The 23,103-nt window shown below is 30.1% G+C and carries 19 protein-coding genes and 1 riboswitch; of the genes, 10 read left to right on the forward strand and 9 right to left on the reverse strand.

Annotation, left to right across the window (positions count from 1 at the left end; all coding sequences use genetic code 11):
* Positions 1-237: 237 nt before the first annotated feature.
* The 4 genes from JMO20_RS11580 to JMO20_RS11595 all read left to right on the forward strand — a co-directional run bounded on the left by JMO20_RS11580 (position 238) and on the right by JMO20_RS11595 (position 4,482).
* The gene (locus JMO20_RS11580) at positions 238-1,788 is read left to right on the forward strand and encodes a PAS domain-containing sensor histidine kinase (RefSeq protein WP_202709834.1); all 1,551 of its coding nucleotides are present in this window, start codon (positions 238-240) and stop codon (positions 1,786-1,788) included.
* A gap of 107 nt (positions 1,789-1,895) precedes the next feature.
* On the forward strand, positions 1,896-3,014 hold the full coding sequence (locus tag JMO20_RS11585; RefSeq protein ID WP_202709835.1) for a VanZ family protein: 1,119 nt from the start codon (positions 1,896-1,898) through the stop codon (positions 3,012-3,014).
* A gap of 15 nt (positions 3,015-3,029) precedes the next feature.
* Positions 3,030-3,431 (forward strand): EamA family transporter, encoded by a 402-nt coding sequence (locus JMO20_RS11590; RefSeq protein WP_243414721.1) that lies wholly within the window; start codon positions 3,030-3,032, stop codon positions 3,429-3,431.
* Positions 3,432-3,576: 145 nt separating this feature from the next.
* Positions 3,577-4,482, forward strand: coding sequence for a M15 family metallopeptidase (locus JMO20_RS11595; RefSeq protein ID WP_202709837.1), 906 nt, complete (start codon positions 3,577-3,579; stop codon positions 4,480-4,482).
* Between the two features lie 130 nt (positions 4,483-4,612).
* Here the strand turns inward: JMO20_RS11595 and JMO20_RS11600 are convergent, their stop codons facing one another.
* Positions 4,613-5,518, reverse strand: coding sequence for a DMT family transporter (locus JMO20_RS11600; protein WP_202709838.1), 906 nt, complete (start codon positions 5,516-5,518; stop codon positions 4,613-4,615).
* A 241-nt stretch (positions 5,519-5,759) separates the two neighbouring features.
* Here JMO20_RS11600 and JMO20_RS11605 point away from each other — a divergent pair, with 241 nt between their 5' ends.
* On the forward strand, positions 5,760-6,512 hold the full coding sequence (locus tag JMO20_RS11605) for a GNAT family N-acetyltransferase (RefSeq protein WP_202709839.1): 753 nt from the start codon (positions 5,760-5,762) through the stop codon (positions 6,510-6,512).
* 41 nt (positions 6,513-6,553) lie between these two features.
* Here the strand turns inward: JMO20_RS11605 and JMO20_RS11610 are convergent, their stop codons facing one another.
* From JMO20_RS11610 to JMO20_RS11635, 6 genes are read right to left on the reverse strand one after another with little or no spacing between them, the layout of a single operon-like run.
* A complete protein-coding gene (locus tag JMO20_RS11610; protein WP_202709840.1) occupies positions 6,554-7,651 on the reverse strand; it encodes a GerAB/ArcD/ProY family transporter in 1,098 nt (365 codons plus the stop codon).
* Positions 7,644-8,750, reverse strand: a complete 1,107-nt coding sequence (locus tag JMO20_RS11615; RefSeq protein ID WP_202709841.1) for a GerAB/ArcD/ProY family transporter — start codon at positions 8,748-8,750, stop codon at positions 7,644-7,646. The genes JMO20_RS11610 and JMO20_RS11615 overlap by 8 nt, the downstream gene beginning before the upstream one ends.
* Before the next feature lie 19 nt (positions 8,751-8,769).
* Positions 8,770-9,933, reverse strand: a complete 1,164-nt coding sequence (locus JMO20_RS11620) for a Ger(x)C family spore germination protein (RefSeq protein ID WP_202709842.1) — start codon at positions 9,931-9,933, stop codon at positions 8,770-8,772.
* 23 nt (positions 9,934-9,956) lie between these two features.
* Positions 9,957-10,163 carry a hypothetical protein gene (locus tag JMO20_RS11625; RefSeq protein WP_202709843.1) on the reverse strand — a complete coding sequence of 69 codons (207 nt, stop codon included), beginning with the start codon at positions 10,161-10,163 and terminating at the stop codon, positions 9,957-9,959.
* A gap of 2 nt (positions 10,164-10,165) precedes the next feature.
* Complete coding sequence (locus tag JMO20_RS11630; protein WP_202709844.1) at positions 10,166-11,332, reverse strand: Ger(x)C family spore germination protein; 1,167 nt, start codon at positions 11,330-11,332, stop codon at positions 10,166-10,168.
* Positions 11,333-11,336: 4 nt separating this feature from the next.
* On the reverse strand, positions 11,337-12,878 hold the full coding sequence (locus JMO20_RS11635) for a spore germination protein (protein WP_202709845.1): 1,542 nt from the start codon (positions 12,876-12,878) through the stop codon (positions 11,337-11,339).
* Between the two features lie 272 nt (positions 12,879-13,150).
* Between JMO20_RS11635 and JMO20_RS11640 the strand changes: the two genes are divergently transcribed.
* Together JMO20_RS11640 and JMO20_RS11645 are read left to right on the forward strand one after the other, a co-directional pair.
* A complete protein-coding gene (locus JMO20_RS11640) occupies positions 13,151-14,806 on the forward strand; it encodes a glutamine--tRNA ligase/YqeY domain fusion protein (RefSeq protein WP_202709846.1) in 1,656 nt (551 codons plus the stop codon).
* 409 nt (positions 14,807-15,215) lie between these two features.
* Entirely contained in the window at positions 15,216-16,595 is a 1,380-nt protein-coding gene (locus tag JMO20_RS11645) for an MATE family efflux transporter (protein WP_202709847.1), read from the forward strand.
* Positions 16,596-16,670: 75 nt separating this feature from the next.
* Here JMO20_RS11645 and JMO20_RS11650 read toward each other — a convergent pair whose 3' ends face one another.
* A complete protein-coding gene (locus JMO20_RS11650; RefSeq protein WP_202709848.1) occupies positions 16,671-18,371 on the reverse strand; it encodes an ABC-ATPase domain-containing protein in 1,701 nt (566 codons plus the stop codon).
* A 391-nt stretch (positions 18,372-18,762) separates the two neighbouring features.
* On the opposite strand from JMO20_RS11650, the gene JMO20_RS11655 reads away from it, so the two are divergent.
* Together JMO20_RS11655 and JMO20_RS11660 are read left to right on the forward strand one after the other, a co-directional pair.
* A complete protein-coding gene (locus JMO20_RS11655; RefSeq protein WP_202709849.1) occupies positions 18,763-19,107 on the forward strand; it encodes an encapsulin-associated ferritin-like protein in 345 nt (114 codons plus the stop codon).
* 97 nt (positions 19,108-19,204) lie between these two features.
* Positions 19,205-19,987: a family 1 encapsulin nanocompartment shell protein gene (locus JMO20_RS11660; protein WP_207753490.1), complete on the forward strand. Its 783-nt coding sequence runs from the start codon at positions 19,205-19,207 to the stop codon at positions 19,985-19,987.
* A 120-nt stretch (positions 19,988-20,107) separates the two neighbouring features.
* On the opposite strand, the gene JMO20_RS11665 is transcribed toward JMO20_RS11660, so the two are convergent.
* Positions 20,108-20,530, reverse strand: coding sequence for a universal stress protein (locus JMO20_RS11665; RefSeq protein ID WP_202709854.1), 423 nt, complete (start codon positions 20,528-20,530; stop codon positions 20,108-20,110).
* 204 nt (positions 20,531-20,734) lie between these two features.
* Here JMO20_RS11665 and JMO20_RS11670 point away from each other — a divergent pair, with 204 nt between their 5' ends.
* The gene (locus tag JMO20_RS11670) at positions 20,735-22,741 is read left to right on the forward strand and encodes an alpha/beta hydrolase family protein (RefSeq protein ID WP_202709850.1); all 2,007 of its coding nucleotides are present in this window, start codon (positions 20,735-20,737) and stop codon (positions 22,739-22,741) included.
* Positions 22,742-22,971: 230 nt separating this feature from the next.
* Positions 22,972-23,076: riboswitch (glycine riboswitch) on the forward strand.
* Positions 23,077-23,103: the final 27 nt, after the last annotated feature.

Below are 23,103 nucleotides of genomic sequence, written 5' to 3' on the forward strand. Positions count from 1 at the left end.
TCCTAGCTTATTTACTATGTATCCTTAATTTCAAGACTCTATGCATAATAAAAAGGAAATATATGTATTTGAAGAAAAAATTGGAAATTTCTTCTCGATTACTATATAATTGTCTTTGGTGATAGTAGTAAAAAAATATGATGTATTAATATTATGTATACTAATATTTGTTTAATAACTTGGGGGGATTGATTAACTACATTTTATTTGGTACTGCGAATGTAATGGGGGTATATTATGAGTACTAAGCTACAAATCAAGCGGGAAAGAGTGTTTTCATTTCTAAAAATTAAGCATAATACAATAATAGATGTGAATGAAAGTTTCTTAGATCTAACAGGATATTTTAAAAGTGAAATTCTTGGGGAAGATTTTAAAGAGTTCTGTGTTGAGAAATTAAGATTGACATTCGATATTATAAGCTTGACAAGGGGAATAAAAAGGACAAAAGGTTTTTTATTTACTAAAGATTTAAAACCAAGGGAAATATTTGTTTATTGCAATTCTATTGGTGAGAGTGGGAAAATTAAAACCTTTGTATTTAAGGAACTAAGGGATACTACTATAGAAGAAAAGTTTCCTTATATCGATCAATTGTATTCATACAATGTATCAGGAGTGGCTATATTTGCAATAACACCTGATATTGTTTTGTTAAAAGCAAATGAAACCTTCTTAGATTTTCTTGATAATCCTTTTAATAAAAAAGAAAATTCTATAGGAAAAAAAATTCATGAAATTATAACAGGTTGGCAGGGAAGTTCATCAGAAAGAATATGGAAAAAAGTAATAAGGACAGGGGAGTATTTTTATCTAGATGAGTATAGATATGATAGATTTGACAGGGGAGTAACATACTGGAAAGTTACACTAATGCCTATTAAGATTGAAGGAAAGGTAAAATTTGTAATTGAAATGACTGAAGAAATAACTGAAAGGGTTATAAATAGAAAAAGGATAGTAGATCAAGCATTAATGATAAAAAAGCAAAGAGATGAACTCGAGGCTTCATTAAAAATGAAGGATGAATTTCTTACTATTGTTTCTCATGAGTTTAAAACTCCTTTAAATGTTATAAATTCGGCCGTCCAAGTTATGGAATTGGTATGTGGTAATGAATTATCTGACAAAGCTGTAGACTTCTTAGATAAAATAAAACAAAACACCCTAAGACAGCTTAGGTTAGTTAATAATGTTTTAGACATGACAAAAATTAATAATGGGAAAATCATATTAAATAAAGAGAATATAGATATTGTTTACTTTACTGAAACTATAACTCAATCTGCTCGTTCATATGCTAAGCAAAAAGGAATAGAGGTGTCATTTGACGCAAAGGTTAAACAAATTATAATTGGAATTGATGACGAAAAATATGAAAGAATTCTTCTGAACCTTTTGTCTAATGCAATCAAGTTTACTACTGTAGGAGGAAAAATTTTTGTAACTGTAAGTCAACTAAAGGATAAGGTTTTCATAGAAGTTGAGGATACGGGTACGGGTGTACCAGAAGATAAACAAGAAGCCATTTTTGAACGCTTTGGTCAAGTTGATAACTCCTTAAGTAGGCAGGCTGAAGGGACAGGGATAGGACTATCATTGGTTAAAGCTCTCGTACAAGCTATGGATGGGTCAATTTTATTAAATAGTATGGAAGGTAAAGGGAGTAGATTTACTGTATCATTACCATTAGTCAGACTAGAAACTGATAATTGCGAAAACGTTAGGCTAGATGATTTTCGCTTAACACAGGCAATTAAGACGGAGTTTTCAGATATTTATCTATAATATTAGATTGAGCTTTTTCTATTGAAACAATGAAATATATATTATGATTACTCTATACTAGTTTTGTACAAGCCATTTTGCTATTATATATTTTGGAGGTGGATTACTTGGAAACCTATGCTATGCCTATTAAAACAGCATTTTTAACATTTCCTATTTTGGCTCTTGTATTTACACTTCCTTTTCTTATTTATCAATTTCGAAAATATAAGTATGTAAATAGACTAAGGGCATTTATACTTTATTCTATGCTATTATATCTTTTAGTTAGTTTTTATCTTGTAATACTTCCATTACCAGCAAATAGAGATACTAGTAGCTTAATGAATGGTAGTATACAATATTTTCAATTAAGACCTTTTAACTTTATTTCAGAAATAGGCAGGAGTAACACAATAAGTTTAGGTGATTTTAATAGCTATATTGGCTTAATGAAAAAAAGCGTTTTTTTCCAAGCTGCTTTTAATGGAATTTTATTATTACCACTGGGAGTATATTTAAGATATTATTTTAAGAAGGGCTTAGTGGAATCAGTTATAACAGTATTTCTGGTTTCATTATTCTTTGAAGTAACTCAATTAACTGGACTGTATACAATTTATAATTATCCTTATAGAGTTTTTGATGTAGATGATTTAATTCTAAATACCTTTGGAGGATTACTTGGATATATTATTTCACCAGCTTTTACTTTCTTCCTTCCAAAATCAGATAATCTTGATAAGAATGTGGACTTAAAGGAAATGAAGGTGGGTTATGTAAGAAGGTTTATAGCATTTTTGGTAGACTGGTTTTTAATAATTTTTGTCATTTCTTTTGTGCCTATTGAAAAAGAATACATGATATTTGTTTATGCATTAGTGGTTTTTGTTTATTTTATTGTAATAACTTATTTTACTAGAGGAAAAACACTAGGGAAATCACTAGTTAAGATAAAAGTAAAAGGAAATAATGATAAATTGTTTTTTATTAGATTATTTGTCCGATATAGCTTTCTGTATTATGGTTTTTTTGGACTAAACTATTTGCTCATTAAAGGACTAGCGTTTATGAATGATGGGATAATAAAAATATTGTTATTAAGTTTTATAATTCTAGTAAATATTGTTTTTATGGTACACGGAGTCTTAAAACTAGCAGAAAAAGATAATAGATTGTTTTACGAAAGAATTAGTAATACCAAAAACGTGATTGAAGTAGACAATAAACGGAAAGAAGTGACATAAATGTATTATATCTCAATGATTATAGTAATTGCAGCATCAGTTTTGTATCATATTTCGCAGAAATCAATTGGAGAAAATGTAAGTCCTATTATTTCGATGATAGTGACTTATATTGTAGCTTTAGTATTATCACTTATAGCTTTGATATTCTTTCCCAGTAAGGATATAGTGAGTTCTGTAAAAGAGCTGAATTGGGCGAGTTATGTTCTTGGAATATCGGTGTTTGCAATTGAGATTGGTTTCTTATTAGTTTATAGAAGTGGTTGGAGTATTAATGTTACAGCATTATTTTCCAATATAATAACTACAATAATTTTAATTTTTATTGGAATATATTTATTAAAAGAGCAAATATCTCCAGTTAATATGGTAGGAATAGGATTAAGTATCATTGGATTAATACTAATGCAAAAGTAATAATATAATAGATATTTTTTACACTAAACACACATACTATCATTAGAGAGTTATATTATGAAGTGATTATTCTTTAATCTACTTAAAAATAAAACTCCGAAAGGAATGAAGCAAGTTGATTAAAAGGCCTACCTTGCTCATAGTTATGTGTGTTTTAATTTTTTCTGGATGCAGTAGACAAGAATATTTAAGTAATAGTTTAGTTCAAAACACCAATAATAGTATCTATGATTACAATATGAAGAGAGATTTACTTTGCCTTATGATAGCATATCCAAACTTCATAATAGATGTAGAACAAAACAATGGGAAAGTCTATATTAAATTAAAATCTGGAATGAAGGTTCTATACGATGATAAAAAACAGAAAAATTTCTCAAGTAAGCTCCAAAACCCAGATATACAGGATATGATGGAACAACCATATCCATTAGGAAAAGTCAATAAACTTATGGATGAAAACTTTGATCCTGGTAGAATTAGAGTGTATCCTATTTTAAAGGAAGTATATGGCTCAAATAAATCAGCTATTGAGTCAAATTTAAGTCAAGTAAGTATAGGGTATAAAAGATATGCATTTAATAATACAAATAATGCAGCTAAAGAGCTTAAAGCTGCCATAGAAGAATTGAATGTACTGTCTAGGAATAACTGGAAAATCAGCACTAATATTGCTCCATCTAGCGGGACTTACAATTATAGGTATATATCAGGTACAGGAAGACTAAGTCCCCATGCTTTTGGGATAGCAGTTGACTTAAAAAGAGATAATAGAGATTATTGGAAATGGGCAACGAAGGAACAGGGCGAAGAAAGGATAAAAGAATATCCCGTAGAGATAGTCAATGTTTTTGAAAAGCATAACTTTGTATGGGGTGGTAAATGGAGTCATTTTGATATTTTACATTTTGAGTATAGACCGGAGATTATTTTAAAAGCAAGGTATTTTGGTAAAGAGATAGATACTAGTAAATCATGGTATGATGGAGTGGAATTAAACAAGGAAAAAAACAGAGAATATATACAACTTATAGAGAAGGCTATAGAATAAGTTTATATAATCTTATTGAATTAAATATAATTAAACTTTGAAGGCTAAAAAGGATCGATAAGTAGTATCAATCGATCCTCTTTTATTATTGTAATAGATTGATGTCAGCTGCTTCAATAAAATATATAATTCATGAAGCAATGTCGTCGACAATATCATTTTGTGCAGCAATTGTTCTATCATTTCTAACGAAAAGTAAAATTCCAATTATTACAGTTAATCCACCTATTATATTCCACGAGGAAGGAACTTCATTAAAAATAATAAATGCCGAAATAGACGCGAAAACAGGCTCTCCTAAAATAGCTGTTGATAAAAAAGTAGTTTTAACATACTCAAGTGACCAATTGAATATGCTATGACCTAAAATAGTAGGGAAAACAGCTAGAGCTATAAATATAAGCCATTCCTTAGATGAATATGGATATATAGGAACATTAGAAATTAATGCAAGGATAAAAAGAGCTATAGTACAGGATAAGTAAACTATGAAGGTATATGTAGTAGCAGAAAGATTTTTTCTTGCGACCTTTCCTATCATCATGTAAAAAGAAACAAAAAGTGCTCCAAGTACAGCAAGTATATTTCCATATGTGGCATTTCCACCGGCACTATAATCTCCCAAAGATATAATAATGCTTCCTAATAAAGCAATCAGTATACTGAGAATAATCCTCAGACTCACCTTTTCTTTTAAAAAAAGATACCCGCCAAAGACAATAAAAATTGGATGAATAGTGACTAAGACTGTAGAGCTTGCTATTGAAGTATATTCAATAGATGTAATCCAGGAAGCAAAATGAAGAGCTAAGAAAACACCACTTATGATTGATAAAGAAAGTGTTTTTCTTTTAATTTGCTTTATTTCATCAGATTTTTTGTAAACCATAATTGGAAGCACTAATAAGGTTGAAAATAACATTCTATAGAAGGCGATTGCTAAGGGAGAAGCTTCAGAGAGTTTAATTAAAATAGCAGAGAAGGATACAAATATTACCCCTATTGTAACCGCTAACTTTGGATTAATTTTTATCAATTTTAATCTCCTCCATATAAAAATTGTCGAATTATAATATTAAGTTAGCAAAGTAATTATACATTATAATATAATTATATCTCATTTTAATAATATCTTTAATAAATTTTAATATATAATTTTCTTTATGATAAATTAATCCTGTAAGAAAATTTGTCCTATGAATAAGAAGGAAAAAAAGTAAATTAATAGAAATGTAGATATTATATAGAGTGTGTGAAATTATGAATGGAGTGAAATTATGATAAAAGAAGTACAAAGAAATGATAAGATTCTAGGATTGTTAAAAGAAAATATAATATTAAACCAAAATATAATTGCAATCATTAATAATGTTCCTAAAGCTAAAATATATGTAGATAATACAGATAATCCCACAGGAGTTTTTGTTAAAAATGGTTATTTTCATTATATATACACGAGAAATAACGACTTTATTGATGATGTGTGCAATAACTTTTTTAAAGAGGGCTTCTTTGGTTTGTCTGCAGTTGAAAAGTCTATAGCTGATAAGATTATTAGTAAGTATGAAGTAGATTGGATTAACCCATGTCGATTATATTATCTTCCTGAAGACAAACTGGATAGAGGATTAAGAAAAAATAAAGTGGAAAGATTGAGACTAAATGATGCCAAAATTATAGATGGATTTTATGAATATAGTAACCCAGGCACTTTAGATGATATAAAGAATAATATAGAAAGAAGACCAAGTTCAGCTATTTACATAGGAGATGAATTAGTTAGTTGGGTTTTAGTTCATAATGATAACTCTATGGGGATAATGTATACTAAAGAAGAACATAGAGGAAAGGGGTATGCAATAGATGTAACCATTGATTTGGCATCAAAGATAATTGATAATGGAGATATACCATTTGTTCATATAGTTGAAGGTAATTACAAATCAGAAGGACTCGCTGCTAAATGTGGTTTTCAAAAGCATGATCAAGTTATTTGGGGAGGTATAGTGGCTGGAACACCAAAACAATAACTATACTTATGTATCTGATATCTACGATAGAGGCTAATAACTTATTTAGTTAAATTATTAGATGGTTTTATACCTTTGACTTTAGCAGTTAATAGAACAGCAATTGGAAGTATAATTTCAAATGGTAGGAAAAAGATAGTCCAATATTTTCCGCCCCATTCAAATAAATGTGTTATATCTGTATAGACAAAAAGGGATGAAGATAACATTAATAAACCAAGAGGAGTTACTAGACTATTATTTTTATTTAAATTGACTATTTTAGAAACTCCTCTACTAACAACATAAAGGCATATAGCAATTTTTAAAAAGCCTGCTAAAATAAATGATATGGAAATTATAATTTCAAGTCTTTGTAGAAAGTTACCAATATTAATTCTACCTACTACTTCATAGCTGGGAAAGTACCTTGTTGTATAGGTGGTAACTCCTCCTACAAGTATAATTGTTAGTGAATTAACTAAGATAAAAAGAGTAGCTCCTAAGATACCCTTTATATAAACTCCTTTAGAAAAATTTCTACAGCTAGAATACGAAAATATAGCGAATAAAGTGATAATCTCTCCATAAGGGAAAGCTATAGTATTTGCTGTTGCTTTTAGTAAAGAATATAGATCAGTTTGGAACATTGGTTGGAGATTGGCTATTTGCATCTTAGGAATTAGAAACAAAATACTAATTATTATTAAGAAAATAATGGGCTTTAGCATTAACTCTCCATATCTTCCAATAACTTCAATTCCATCTTTACTTATCCAAATAGAAAGTATAATAATAAATATCATAGGTATAGACATAGGGGTTTCAGGAAAGCCAATTGTGTTAATAAATTCTCCAAAAGCTCGCAGTACAGATAATCCATTAAAAAAGACAAAAGCTACAAAGATAAAATTAATTAGTCTACCAATAATACGTCCAAACAGAAGAAAATTAATGTCGAATAAAGATTTATCTGGAAAAAGTTTATGGATATACATGAATAATAAAGAAAATATAGAAATAAATGCAAAGGTTAATAATATTGCAATCCAAAAGTCTTTTTTAGCAGAGGCCGCGATTGCAAAAATGAAAGTATCAGCTGTTAGAAATAAAATTATTAAGGCTATAGCTTGCTTTTTAGATATTACAGTTTTATTCATCACTATTCCTCCCTGACTTAATTTTTGAGCTTTTTCTAATCTCAGCAATAATAAAAACTATTATTGGCAGTATAGCTTGGAAAAGAAAAGCGTAGTATGGCCATATTTCATCAGCCCAGGCTATTTGTTCCATTACATTATCGTAGATTAAATATGAGAAGTTTATCATCAAAAGACCCATAGGAAAAATAACACTTCTGTAGTCTTTAAGATTGAAGACCTTTGCAATTCCGTTGCTACAGGCCATGAGACAAACACTTATCTTTACAAATCCTCCAGTTACTGCTGCAATAAGAACTAATATTTCTAGCCTTTGCAAGAAATCTCCCAATCCAATTTTTGTAGCTACACTATGATTGGGAAAATAGCTAGCTTTATATAAATCTGGACCTAAAACTAAAATCTCTACTAATGAAATGCCTGCCAAAGGTATTCCTCCAATAAATAAACCAGAAAGAAATACCTTGTAGGATGATTTTCTATTACTTAGGCAGAAAAATATCATTGTGAGTATAACAACCTCTCCAAAGGGAAAGGAGAACGCAGAAAATGTACCCTTTAAAATTGCTTTTGAGCCGTTATAAAATAAAGGAAGAATATTATTAAAATCCATTTTAGGTATTAATAACAATGTTACTAAAGTGGGAGCAGGAGCATTAAATATAAAAAAAATCCATGACCATCTTCCCAATACTTCTATACCTTCTTTAACAACCCAAACTCCAAGTAATCCTAGAAATATCATGGGTACAATCATAGGAGTTTCTGGGAACGAAACAGTTATTATAAATGAACCAAAATTTCTTAGAACTAATACTCCAAGATGGAAAGCAAACCAAGAGAAAAGTAAACATAGAAATTTTCCTATCCACTTGCCAAAAACAATTATTAGGATATCAAATAAATCTTTATTAGGGTACAGAGAAAGAATTCTAGAGTAAATTAGAAAAATAGGTATTGTAAATACTATAGCTAATAAAATTGAAATCCATAGGTCACTACCGGCATCAGTTGCTGTAGGTAATATTAAACTACTACCAAATATAAAAAGCACGATTAAGCTAATGGCAGATTTATTTGATATTATTTCTTTATTCATTTGATTTCCTCCTGAAACATTAATCCCTAATGATTATGGGCTTAGATGAATTTGAGCTTCCTCTTATTTTAAAATCAACTGTGACATTTACTTCTAACTCAGAATAATATTTTTCCCAATTCTCTTTAATTTCACTTTTCCACATATCAGGAATCTCTTTTTTAACTATACTTCTGAATCCTAGAATATCACTTTGATATCCTAATTGGAGTTTCTTGATCAAGAGTTCGATATCTCTTTGAATTTGTTTTTCTATTATATTTTCTATTTTTGACTTCTCATCTGGGTCTGATATATCTATATTTCCGCTAAATTCTCCAATATTGCCAGATGTGTTAATATCTAAATAAATAACTATATTTTCATCCTTAAGTTTTAATTTTTGTTTTGTTTTATTATGAAAAATTTCTAAATTCAGTTCTTTAATATTAAGATTTTCTTTATGACTAATATCTAAATTGTAAACTCCACCTTTAAGCTTATTGGTAATCCATAAAAAGTATTTAGTTTCATTTTTATCAAGCCATCCTACTAGCTTATCCCCTTTAAATACAGTAGTACCTTCTATGGTTTGAGTTTCATCATATATGCCTAGCTTTACGCCTGGACAAGTAGGAGAATTTACTTCTGAATACAAATCTTTAATAAACATCCATGCAGCAACCCTATGAAAATTTGAACTACTCTCTTCGTTTTCTAGGGTAGTTTCTAAACTATAGGAGACAACTCTCTGAGGGGCTATGGATTTACTTGTTAAGATTTCCCGCGCCGTATCTTCTTTAGAAATTAACAGTAATAGTTCACTTCTCATCTCTGGGTCTCTACTTATCATATCTAAAACAGGAACTATTCCTCTTTTAGCAATTTCCTCACTGACAATAACAACAGTAGCATTGCTCCAGTAAAGTCTTTTTCCACTTTCTGTGATTGTATTTCTGATAGCATCAAATATGGTAGCTCCATTTGATACAAAAGTTTCACCTGTCATCTTTTCTTCATTCTCGTCAGCTATAGTTTTAATAACTTCTACAGTGAGTATATATTCTTTATTAGTTTTATCATAATCTATAGCCACACCAGTTACTATTCTAAAATCGTTAATTTCCCTATAGTTCCAGCAACCAGTTAAGAAGTTAAAACTAAAGGAGATTATTAATATCAGAAAGGTTACTTTATACTTCATATCAACACTTCTTTTCTAAATTATTAATATATAAAAGAATCAACTATTTTTTCAATAGGAATAATTGGACTAGGTACTTTTACTCCTAAGCTTAATAATAGGCTTAGAATGAACGCAGTAAGAAAAAGAACTGAAAAAACCATTACTTCACTTTTTTCTCCATTATTGACCAATGGAACAACTTCTATAAATCCCACTATTAAATAAGCTAAAATCACTAATATGAACATTACTAACCTCCTACTGTAATAGGCTTTGATCTAATAGCACTACCTCTAACCTTTACTTGAACATTAATTTCAGTATTTAAATCTTGAAAATTTTCAGGCCAATTATCCTTTAATTGATTCCACAATTTTGGTTTTTTTTCTGAAATAAGTTTGCCAAAGCCAAAGATATCTGATTTATACTGCTGTTGGACTTTAGTAATAAGACCGTTTAGTTGATTTTTAATTTCTTTTTCCGTATTCTTAATAAGAATATTTCTGTATTTTTCATCTATAAAGTTGATTTCTCCACCTATTTCAGCTATATTTACTGTTATAGATACATCAATGCTCATTACAATTTTATCATCAACATATTTTGGAGTAATTTTTGTTTTGTTATCAAAGATTTCTAAAGAAATCATTATTGGCTCATTATTGATAATCTCTCTTTCGGTTATTAGTCCACCCTTTAATTTATTAATTATCATTAAATGATTTCTAGCTTCTATACCATTTAAATAGCCTACTAATACTCCATCTTTAAAAATTCCGCATCCAGATATTTCATCAGATAACCTGTTGCTTTCCTCAATAGTTTTAATAGTAGGAAGAGTAGGAGATATTCCTGGCTCAGCTAAATCAGTAACAAACTCCCATAATGTAATAGCACGATATTTAGAGACGCTTGATTCATTTAATAAAGCATCTTCAATATAGAATGAAGTTATATTTTCAGCTTCAATATCAGAAGTTAAAATTTCACTAGGACTTTTATCTTGTGAAATCATTAAGAAAATATCATGTCTAGGCTCTGGATCTCTGTTAAACCAGTCGACTATAGTTATCAGTTCATCTTTGTTTTTGACTAAAGATTCACTAAGTATTATTACTTTTGCATGTCCCCAGAAGAGCTTCATTCCAGATTTGCTTACGGTATTTCTAATTGCATCAAAGAAATTTTCACCCTTATCAGTTATCATTCTAGATAGAACTTTAATCTCTGCTCCAGAAGCACTAGGATATAGAATCTCTGAAGTTACAATAATTGAGTCAGTATCTTCTTCGTAATCAACAGCTATACCTGCCACTATTGCTATATCCTCAATCTCTTTATAGTTCCAACAACTAGAAGATATAAGGAGATTCAGAGTCAGGAGCAAGACTAATAAAAAAACTTTCAATTTTTTCATTAACTTACCTCCTTCTAGTCACTGTGTAGTCACTTTGACGTTCTGAATCTTTCTTACCAATTAGTTTTGGTCTAAAGTGCATTAGCCACCAAGGGGCCCTAATGGCTGTATCTTTTACATCTTCATCGGTTATAGAAGTAAAATTGAGCATATATGGTATTCCAAAGGAACGCATAGATAATAGATGTATAAATAAACCAATCACACCAAATATATAGCCATATAAGCCTAGAAAAGCCGACAAGAATAAAAATATAGTTCTCATAATTATTAATGAACCAAGCATTTTAGGGATTAAGAAATTAGAAATACCTGTTAGGGCTATAACTATAACTATAGGAGCACTAACAAACCTAGCTTCAACTGCTGCTTGACCCAATATAACAGCCCCCACAAAGCTAATAGCAGATCCAACGGGAGAAGGAAGTCTGACTCCACCCTCTCGTAAAATCTCAAAGGCTATTAACATAAACAATGCTTCCACAATAGTTGGAAATGGAACACCTTCTCTAGACGCAGAGATACTTAGTAATAAAGGAGTCGGTATCATTTCCTGATGGAAGGTAGTTAAAGCTATATATAGAGCAGGAACGCTTGTAGAAATAAAAAAGCCTAAATATTTCAGCCACCTATTAATAGTTGAGTAGTAAAAGTTGGTATAATAGTCTTCATTAAATTGGAAGTACTCTATAAAAATATATGGAAGAGTTAGAACATGGGGAGTTCCGTCAACTAATAAAGCTACCCTTCCTTCCAATAATTTAGCAGCCACAACATCGGGACGTTCAGTATTTCCTATAGTTTTAAAGGGAGATAATGGAGAATCCTTAATTAGTTCTTCTATATATCCAGATTCTAATATTCCATCGATATCAATGCCTTCAATCCTTTTGTTAAGCTCTTTAACTATTTTTTCAGAGGCTAGACCTTCAATATAGCAAATGCATACCCTAGTTTTGGTTCTATTACCTACTTCTTTAAATCTGAATTTAAGGTCAGGATTTCTAATTTTTCGTCTAATTAATGTATAATTTACTTCTATTGATTCAATAAAGCCTTCTTTTGGACCTCTAATTACTCTTTCGGCTTCGGGTTCGGTAATAGATCTTTGATGCCATTCCTTTGTACAGATTAATATTGCTTCGTCTACGCCATCTATCAGTAAAATAGTATTACCGTAAAATAGGAAACCAAAAATTTCATCTAAATCACTTGTCCTTCTATTGTCACATGTTATTATTATTTTTTTTAGTAGAAGATCTATTCTTTTTTTTGGTGGAACATCAGTAGAAAATTCTTTTTGACGAATAGCTTTAATTACATAATCATCAATTGTTGTCATCTTAGCAAGATTTTTATCAAAAATAATGCAAAACTTAACACTATCTTTAGACTTGCTTTCAAATTCTCTATAGATAATCGTATCGTCATTATTTAATATTGATTGGAATAATTGTATGTTTTTATCTAGAGATTTTGACAATGAATACTTTTCATGTTTAACAGGCTGTTTACCTAAAATCTTATCTTTGATAATTCTAAACATAAAATCACCTTTATTTCTATAAAATATAAATCTTAACAAATAGTATTTGCAAAGACTACTTAAATAATCATATTTTAATTAATGTACATTGATTAAAAGGATTTGTGGTACTATTTAACTTTGATTTACATTAGGAATATTATTTTTATAATAAATAATAAGTGAATGTCGATGATATAATAAGATAGATAGAAATTGACCTTAATTTATGATATATTAATATAATATGTATGAAGTGATATTTTAAATTGGTAGAGAAAGGATGTGTGACTATGAGTAATAAATCAGAAACTTCAAATTTCATAAAAAACATTATGATTAATGACTTAGAGTCTGGCAAGCATAAAGAGATAATAACCAGATTTCCACCTGAGCCCAATGGGTTTCTACATATAGGACATGCAAAAGCCATAACTGTTAACTTCGACCTAGCAGATGAATTTGGTGGAGGAACAAATCTACGATTTGACGACACTAACCCTTTTAAAGAAGATGAAAAATTTGTTGATGCAATTAAAGAAGATATCAAATGGTTAGGATTTGAATGGGAGAATCTTTACTTTGCTTCTGATTATTTTGAAGAGATGTATAATCGTGCAATTTTACTAATTAAAAAAGGGAAAGCCTATGTAGATGATCTTTCCCCAGATGAAATACGAGATTATAGAGGAACCTTAACTGAAGTAGGGAAGGAAAGCCCTTATAGAAATAGAACGGTAGAAGAGAATCTAGACTTATTTACGGGTATGAAGGCTGGGAAATTTAAAGAAGGTGAAAAAGTTTTAAGAGCTAAAATAGATATGACATCACCAAATTTAAATATGCGTGACCCAGTAATTTATCGTATATCATTTGCTACTCATCATAATACTGAAGATAAATGGTGTATTTATCCAATGTATGATTTTGCTCATCCATTAGAGGATGCCATTGAGGGAATTACCCATTCACTATGTTCTATTGAATTCCAAGACCATAGACCACTTTATAATTGGGTTGTTAAAGAGTGTGAAATGGAAAGTCAACCTCAACAAATTGAATTTGCTAGATTAAATTTAAATAATACTATAATGAGTAAGAGATATATTAAGCAACTGATTGATGAAGGCTATGTAGAAGGCTGGGATGATCCACGGATACCAACTATAAGAGGGCTTAGAAGAAGAGGTTATACTCCGGCTTCAATCAGAAACTTCTGCAGAGAAATAGGTGTTGCTAAAAACCCAAGTACTGTAGACATTCAAATGCTAGAACATTTTATAAGAGAGGATTTAATTATAAATGCACCTAGAACTCTAGGAGTGCTTAATCCACTAAAGGTTATAATCACTAATTACCCTGAAGATGAAACAGAATTACTTGAAGCAGAAAATAATAGAGATAATCCAGAGCTTGGAGATAGACAAATACCATTTTCTAATGAAATATATATAGAAAGAGAAGACTTCATGGAAAATCCTCCAAAGAAATATAAAAGACTTTCTCCAGGACTTGAGGTGAGGTTAAAATACGCTTACTTTATAAGGTGTAATGATGTAATTAAAGATGAAGAAGGAAATGTAATTGAACTACACTGTACTTATGATGAAAAAACTAAGAGTGGCACAGGATTCAAAGAAAGAAAGCCTAATGGAACAATTCATTGGGTTGATGCTAAAAATGGCCTTCCAGCTAAATTTAGACTGTATAATCCACTAATCCTAGATTCAGAGGATGAGGATAGAGGATTTATAGAAAGAATAAATCCTAACTCTGTTGAAATCTTAAATGGTTATGTAGAGCCAAATATGAAAGATGTTAAAGCACAAGATAAATTTCAATTTTACAGACATGGATATTTTAGTGTAGATCCTAAGGATACTACAAAAAATAAATTAGTATTTAATAGAATAGTATCACTTAAAAGCTCATTTAAAATAAAAAAGTAAATTAACAAAAAAGAGACATTACTAATAAGCTCCTCTTATAGTAGACAGTCACAGAAATGAGGCTGTTACTATTGAGGAGTGTTTTTTATAAGATAAAGGAAAATGGAATTGTAGAAATTCAAACCCAAGGAGAGAAATTAGGTAATTGTAGATGTTATAATCTAACATATGTTAAAATAACGTAATATAAATAGACATGAAGCATTATAAACAATATAATATTATCATAAAGTTCAAATTACTTATAAATATAATAATTGTAAAGGCTATTCAATTTCAGTTATAGACTAATACAAGGATAAATTATATTATAGAACAGATTATGATTTTAAGATAAACTTTCAATTGTATATGATAAATATATTAGCATTAATTAGATAATAAATATTAAAGTGGAGGCAAGATTTATATGAGCACTAATAAATTAACACAAGGGAATATATTTAAATCTCTTGTTGGGCTGGCTCTTCCCATAATGGCAACATCCTTTATCCAAATGGCATATAATATGACAGATATGATTTGGATTGGTAGGCTTGGGAGTAATGCAGTAGCGGCAGTTGGGACGGCGGGGTTTTTTACTTGGTTAGGAATGGCCTTTATATTAATACCTAAAATTGGAGCAGAAGTTGGGGTAGCACAGGCAGTAGGTAGAAATGATAAGAAAGATGCAAGACATTATGTAAGACATACATTACAAATGATTATAGTATTGTCAATAGTGTATGGAAGTGGACTGATATTGCTTAGAAATCAATTAATTGGCTTTTTTGATTTAGGTGATGCAGAAGTAATAGATATGTCTATTACCTATTTAGTTATTATTGCCTTCGGTATAGGTTTTTACTTTGTAAATCCCGTTTTTACAGGAATATTTAATGGATATGGGGATAGCAAGACTCCATTTATAATTAATTCTATAGGACTAGCAGTGAATATGATACTTGATCCAATATTAATCAATGGTATTTGGATTTTTCCAAGATTAGGAGTGGCGGGAGCTGCAATAGCTACTATTACTGCACAATTTATTGTGACTATAGTATTTATTTATTGTATTAGACGGAGAATGCCTTTGATTTCACAGGTTAAGCTATTAAAGGCGCCTGATATACCCCATTTAAGAAGAATTATTAAATTAGGATTTCCTGTAGCTTTACAGAGTGGTTTGTTTTCAATATTTGCGATGATTATTGCTAAAATAATAGCTCAATGGGGACCTGTACCAATAGCAGTTCAAAAAGTAGGGTCTCAGATAGAAGCAATATCATGGATGACTGCTGGAGGATTTTCAACAGCTTTAAGTTCATTTGTAGGACAGAACTATGGAGCCAATAAATGGAACCGAATCTATAGAGGATATATCTCAGGGCTCAAGCTTGTATCATTAATAGGTATTCTTGCAACCTGTTTATTGGTTTTTGGAGCTCGTCCGGTATTTTCATTGTTCATACAAGAGAAGGAAGCTATACAATACGGCATTGTATATCTACAGATTCTTGGACTGTCTCAACTCTTTATGTGTATAGAGATTGCTACAACAGGAGCATTTAATGGATTAGGAAAGACAGTCTATCCAGCTATAATAAGTATATTATTCACAGGACTTAGAGTACCCGCGGCATTAATACTTTCATCAGAAACTGTATTAGGTTTAAATGGTGTTTGGTGGAGTATTAGCATGAGTAGTGTTTTTAAAGGAGTAGTTTTAGTAGGATTGTTTGCTATTGTATTATATAAAAACAAATATTTAATTAAACAAGATTCTTTGGAAACGGTAAATAGATGATGAATTTAAAATGATGTATTCTTCTATAAAGATATTGATTAGAAAATAGAAGAATACATCATTTTTCATATAATTTTACTCTATTTCAAGAGTTCTGAGTCTATTAATTGCTGCTGCAAGCTCATACTTTCTAGGAAGGGCAAACTCACCAGGGTGTTGTCCTTGATAGGGTGATATAATATCTAAGCCTTCTTTATCAATTTTTTCATACAACTGATTAATGAGAGTATAAAGTATTGTTGAGTTATCGGCCAAATTATCAGAAATATATTTAATCATATTAGCAATTGCCCTCGTTTGACTAGGATCAACAAGCTGTTCAAGAAAAAGTAGGTCTATTTTATTTTTTCCATACAAAATAGTATGGAGTCCTCTTGCACTAATCTTTTCTCTTTTTCCTTTATAGGCATTAAAGCTATTGCTTAATACAACTCTATTTGAGATTGAACCGAAAGTTGGACCTCCTTCAAATGTTCTTTTGGTGCCTGATTTAGCAAGGATATTTTTAGCCTTTGAAGTCACATCTACAGGCACATATTCATCCATCATAATAACATTATCAGCTACTTCAAAATAATCACCGGAACCACCAATAACCAAAATAGTAGAGACTTTATAATCATTGTAAAGCTGCCTTACCTTGTCAATAAAAGGTGTTATTGGTTCTTTTTCTTTTGATACTAATTCTTGCATTCTAGAGTCACGAATCATAAAATTTGTTGCACTTGTATCCTCGTCAATAAGTAAAACTTCTGTTTTCATTTCTAAAGCCTCAATTATGTTAGATGCTTGAGACGTACTTCCGCTGGCATCTTCAGAAGAAAATCTTGTTGTATCTTTATTATAGGGAAGATTCGATATGAAAGGAGAAATATTAACCTTTTCAACTCTTCTACCGTCTTCTGCTCTAATTTTAAAAGCTGTAGAGTTAGTAATTACATATTCTCTCCCATCACCTTTAATGTGATTGTATACTCCTCTTTCTATGGCATTAAGCACGGTACTTTTACCATGATATCCTCCACCTATAACTATGGATATACCCTCTGGAATAGCCATACCAGTTAAAGGGTTGCCATAAGGGATTGGAATTTGAATTTCAAATGACTTTGGTGATTTAAAAGGAACAACTTTAGAGTCTTCTAGTGGGGAATTACTTACACCACTTTTTCTGGGTAGAATCGAATCATTAGCTATAAAGGAAATGTAATTATTTTCTTTAAGATAATTACGTATTGTCTCCTGTTGGTCGGATAATTTTAGGTGGTCTTGTAACTCAGTCCCATCATATTTAAAGAGAGACTCTTTAATAATATAAGGAATGTCTTCACATAACATTTGATATGCATTTCTTCCTAAAACTCTTCTACCTTTTGCAGGTAATCCTAATGAAAAACGGAATTCTATTCTTTCATCAGTTACTTTAACTGAAGTTCTAGGAAGAATCTCTTGGCCAGGACTGTCAATAGAGATTAAACCACTTTTTCCTGTGCCTCTTCTATTTAAATTTGCCTTTTTAATATTTTTATTAATCTCTCTGCTAAAAAAATCTTCAAAGGCAAATCTCCTCGTTTGAGGTGTAATCCACTCTCTTTTATATTTAGCAGTATCTTTTGAAATTTCAACTCTTATCCTAGAAGGATTTGCAAATGGGTCTGGCTGGACATAATCAATATGCAAGTTGAACCAGTTACCTCTATGATTTCCACGTATACTTTTATATGCTTTATATCCACTGCCATCAATTTGATGTAATTTGTCTTTCAGTTTCTTCATAAAAACCTCCTTGTAAAAAACGTTAAATACATGATAATTTTATTTTATAATCTATTATTATATTTTGCAAAATTGAAAAAATTAACAAACTATAAAATTAGATATTATTTAGTGTATCCAGTTAGTTAATAAATGACTAAGTTGATTTAGAATAGAAATACATACTTAAGATAATCATAGAAATGAAAAAGGTTTTTTATAGGATGCCAGTTTCCTTTTGGAATAACACGAGTTAAGTTAATAATTATGATATAATAATATTAAGAATAGTTACATATAATTATTAAGTGAAGTGTCTTTACAAAAAACTTACAAAATATATATTTTTGTGTTTATTAAATTTAGCAAAGGGTAAATATACTAATAACAAATTTGATAGGGAGGGGTTACTATGGCTAATTATCATGAGCCAGTTGAGGTTTTAGATGAGAAGACCAAAAATATTACTAGAGCAATAAACAGTTTAAGAGAGGAGTTAGAAGCAGTTGATTGGTACAATCAAAGAGTAGATGCTTCTGATGATGAGGAATTGAAAGCAATAATGGCACATAATCGAGATGAAGAAATTGAACATGCTTGTATGACGTTAGAATGGCTAAGAAGAAATATGGATTGTTGGGATGAAGAATTAAAGACATATTTATTTACTGATGGTCCAATTACGGAACTCGAAGAGGCAGAAGGAGAAGAAAGCTCAGAAGGTGATTCAAGCTTAAATATTGGTAATCTAAAGTAAGGTAAATATATAGTTTGTATATCTTAAGAGATTAAGAAGATATTGTTACACTACATATAGAGTATAAAAATGAAAGTGAAGGGAGAGATGTATAAAAATGTTACAAAGAAGTCTAGCACCTATAACTAATGAAGCGTGGGAAGAGATAGATTCAAGAGCAAAAGATGTTTTAAAAGCATATTTATCTGCAAGAAAGGTTGTAAATGTTAATGGTCCTAAAGGTTGGGACTATACAGTAGTTCCAGAAGGGCGATTAGATATAATAGATGACAGCGAAGTGAAATACGGAACTTATAAGGTTAAACCTCTAGTAGAAGCTAGAGTTGAGTTTGAGCTTGAAAGATGGGAATTAGACAATCTTGTAAGAGGTGCAAAGGATATTGAACTTGATGCCTTAGAAGAAGCTGTTAAGAAAGCAGCTTTATTTGAAGAGGAAGCTATATACAATGGAAATAAAAAAGTTGAACTAAATGGGTTAGTAAATGAAAGTGATAATGAAAAAATATCTCTAGGAAATGATCCAAATACAATTATGGCTGCTATATCTGAAGGAGTTCTAAAACTTAGAGAAGCATTTAGCGATAAACCTTACACATTAGTAGTAGGTAAGGAAGCATGGAAAAGATTAAACATGAAAGTTGAAGGATATCCTTTAATTAAACAAGTTGAGGATCTTTTAGGTACAAAAGTTGTATTTAGTCATGTATTAGATGGTGCAATATTAATTCCATATGACCATGAAGATTTAGAGATGACTATTGGAAATGATTTTTCTATTGGATATCAAAGTACAAATGGAAATAAAGTTAAATTCTTTATAACAGAGTCATTTACTTTTAGAATTTTAGATAAAGCTTTAATAGTAAAATTTACACTATAGGTGATATCAGTAAAATAGTATTAAGAGTATATTAGAATCATGAAGATTTAAGGGAGTCCATTTCTGGACTCCCTTTTATAATGAGTAAATTATTTAAAGCTGTATAACTAATATGTAGAACTACCTTACTACTAAGACGGGTTTATCGGCGTGATGAACAACTTTATTAGTAACACTTCCAATTGTAAATCTTTTTGCAGCTGACATACCGTGGGTACACATTATAATTAGGTCACAATCTTCGTCATTGGCTGTATCAATAATATTTATTGCTGGATCACCAAAGGACATTTTGACTATAGCTTTAATATTGCATTTATCAAAATAATTCTTAGCAGTATTTAATATTTCACTACTGATTTCTTCATATTCTTCTCTATTTTGTCCAATATTTACTGTAGAATATGACCATTGATATGGTAAGGTTTGTACATTGAGTAATATTATCTTAGAGTTAAATTTCTCAGCAAAATCCTTAGCCATCTCATAGGCTTTAATACATGATTTAGAACCATCAATAGGAAGTAAAATTTTATCGATAATGAATCACTCCTTAAAATTTAATAATTATAAGTATTGTTATTATATTTATACCATAATTATAAATTAATAAACAAGTATAGAAAGATTCAATTAATACTGAATAAAAAAAGGGTATATAATAAGATTAGAAAATAAATATAAATAAGAAGGTAATTGCATAAAATTTAATAAGTGCTTACCTTAAGGACTAAAGGAGGAAAGATAATGAAAAATTTAGAGTTAGATGAGTTTATAAAATACAAATTTATATCTGGAATTAAATATTCTCCAGACGGTGAAAAAGCATGCTTTGTAGTTCATCAGTCAGATGTTAATGAAAATAAATATCAGTCGAACCTATGGATTTATAGCTTAAAAGAGAATAAATATTTTCAATTAACTGCTTATGGAGAAGAGCGAAGTTTTATTTGGCTTGAGGATAGTGAGCATATTATATTTTCAGGTTTGAGAGATGAGAAGGAAAAAGAGAAAAAGAAAGAAGGAGAAGAATACACACAATATTATAGAATAAATATTCATGGTGGAGAAGCAAATAAGTATTTTAAAATTCCCAAGAATGTTAATTCGATTAAATCTATTGATAGTAATACTTTTGTTTTTACATCTACATATAACCCCTATAAGAAAGAATTAAATAAATTAAGTGAAGAAGAGAAGAAAGAAGAGCTTAAAAAGAGAAAAGAAGAAAAAGACTACGAAGTTATCGATGAAATTCCTTTTTGGCATAATGGGGGAAGTTTCTCTAATAAGGATAGAAATAGACTATATAAGTATAATTTAGAAAATGATTCAGTTGAAGCTATAACCGATGAATATACTGATGTAGAAACATATAATTTAAATGTGGATAAAACTAAAATATCATTTATTTCTCAGAGATTTAAAGCAAAGATGGAGCTTAATAATGATATATGTATGTATGACATTAATGATAAAAAAATAAGCAAAATATCACCTTATGATAATTTTAATTATGGGTATGTAAACTTTATAGATACTGACAATTTAATTTTTACGGGAAAAGATATGAAAAGATTTGGATTAAATGAAAATAATAAATTCTATATTTTAAGACTTCAAGATAATCATTCAAAGTGTATAACTCCTGATTTTGACTATAGTATATGGAATTCTGTTGGTAGTGACTGCAGATATGGGAGTTCTCAAGATATGAAGGTTGAGAATAATCACTTATACTTTGTAACTACTGAAGGATTTAATTCCTATATAAATAAATTAAATATAAATGGTGAAATTCAGAGGATAATAGCTGGTAAGGGATCTATTGATGGGTTTGATATTAGCTCTGGAGATTTAATGTTTATTGGATTAAGAGGGTTAAATCTTCAAGAGATATATAGGTTGAAAGATAATAAGGAAATTAAAATTACAGATTTCAATAATTGGGTGCAGAAGGAAAGAACGTTGATAGAACCTGAAAGAATAACTGTTGAAACTGAACCAGGAGTTAGTATTGATGGCTGGATTATGAAGCCTGTTAATTTTGAAGAAGGTAAAAAATATCCTGCTATTTTAGATATACATGGAGGACCAAAAACCGTATATGGAGAGGTGTTTTACCATGAAATGCAATATTGGGCAAATCAAGGCTATGTTGTATTCTTCTGTAATCCGAGAGGAAGTGATGGTAAGGGAGATGAATTTGCGGATATCCGAGGTAAATACGGAACTATAGACTATGAGGATATAATGATGTTTACAGATGAAGTGATGGATAGATACTCTTTTATAGATAAAGATAGAGTTGGAGTCACCGGAGGTTCATATGGTGGATTTATGACTAATTGGATAATAGGTCATACAGATAAATTTAAAGCAGCAGTATCGCAGAGGAGTATATCTAATTGGGTATCCATGTTTGGAACAACAGACATAGGATACTATTTTGCTGGCGATCAAAATGCTAGTACTCCATGGGATAGTCATGATAATATGTGGGAACAGTCTCCTTTAAAATATGCAGATCAGGTAACTACACCAACATTGTTTATTCACTCAGAAGAGGATTACAGGTGTTGGATAGTCGAAGGGATACAAATGTTTACAGCCTTAAAATACCATGGAGTAGAATCGAGAATGTGCATCTTTAAAGGAGAAAATCATGAATTAAGTAGAAGTGGAAAACCTAAGCATAGGATTAGAAGATTAAAAGAAATTACAGAGTGGTTTGATAGTTATTTAAAATCATAAATACTTATTTGGTAAAGTAGAATATTGATAAACTGAGGAAATTACATATTAAAAAAAAGTAATCACAAAAGACTTGATATTTTCGTAGAATAATACTAGAATGATATTAGATAATTTAATATAGGTGGATGAAAATCATTGGAGAAATCTTTATGGATTACCGTAGGAGAAAGGAATAGAGCAATGCTAAAACTCTATTTTGAAGCTCTCAGGTCTGTTAACAATGATTCGACACGCTCTCTGGAGAGACCCTTTAGATAGGGCATCGACGAAGAAACTTATATAGTAGCTTACTGTGTAAGGAAACTTTCAGATAAAAGGACAGGGAGTAATGAGCATTTGGTAAACATATGCTCATTACT

It is taken from the genome of Sporosalibacterium faouarense (assembly GCF_016765695.1).
Classification (GTDB): domain Bacteria; phylum Bacillota; class Clostridia; order Tissierellales; family VENL01; genus Sporosalibacterium; species Sporosalibacterium faouarense.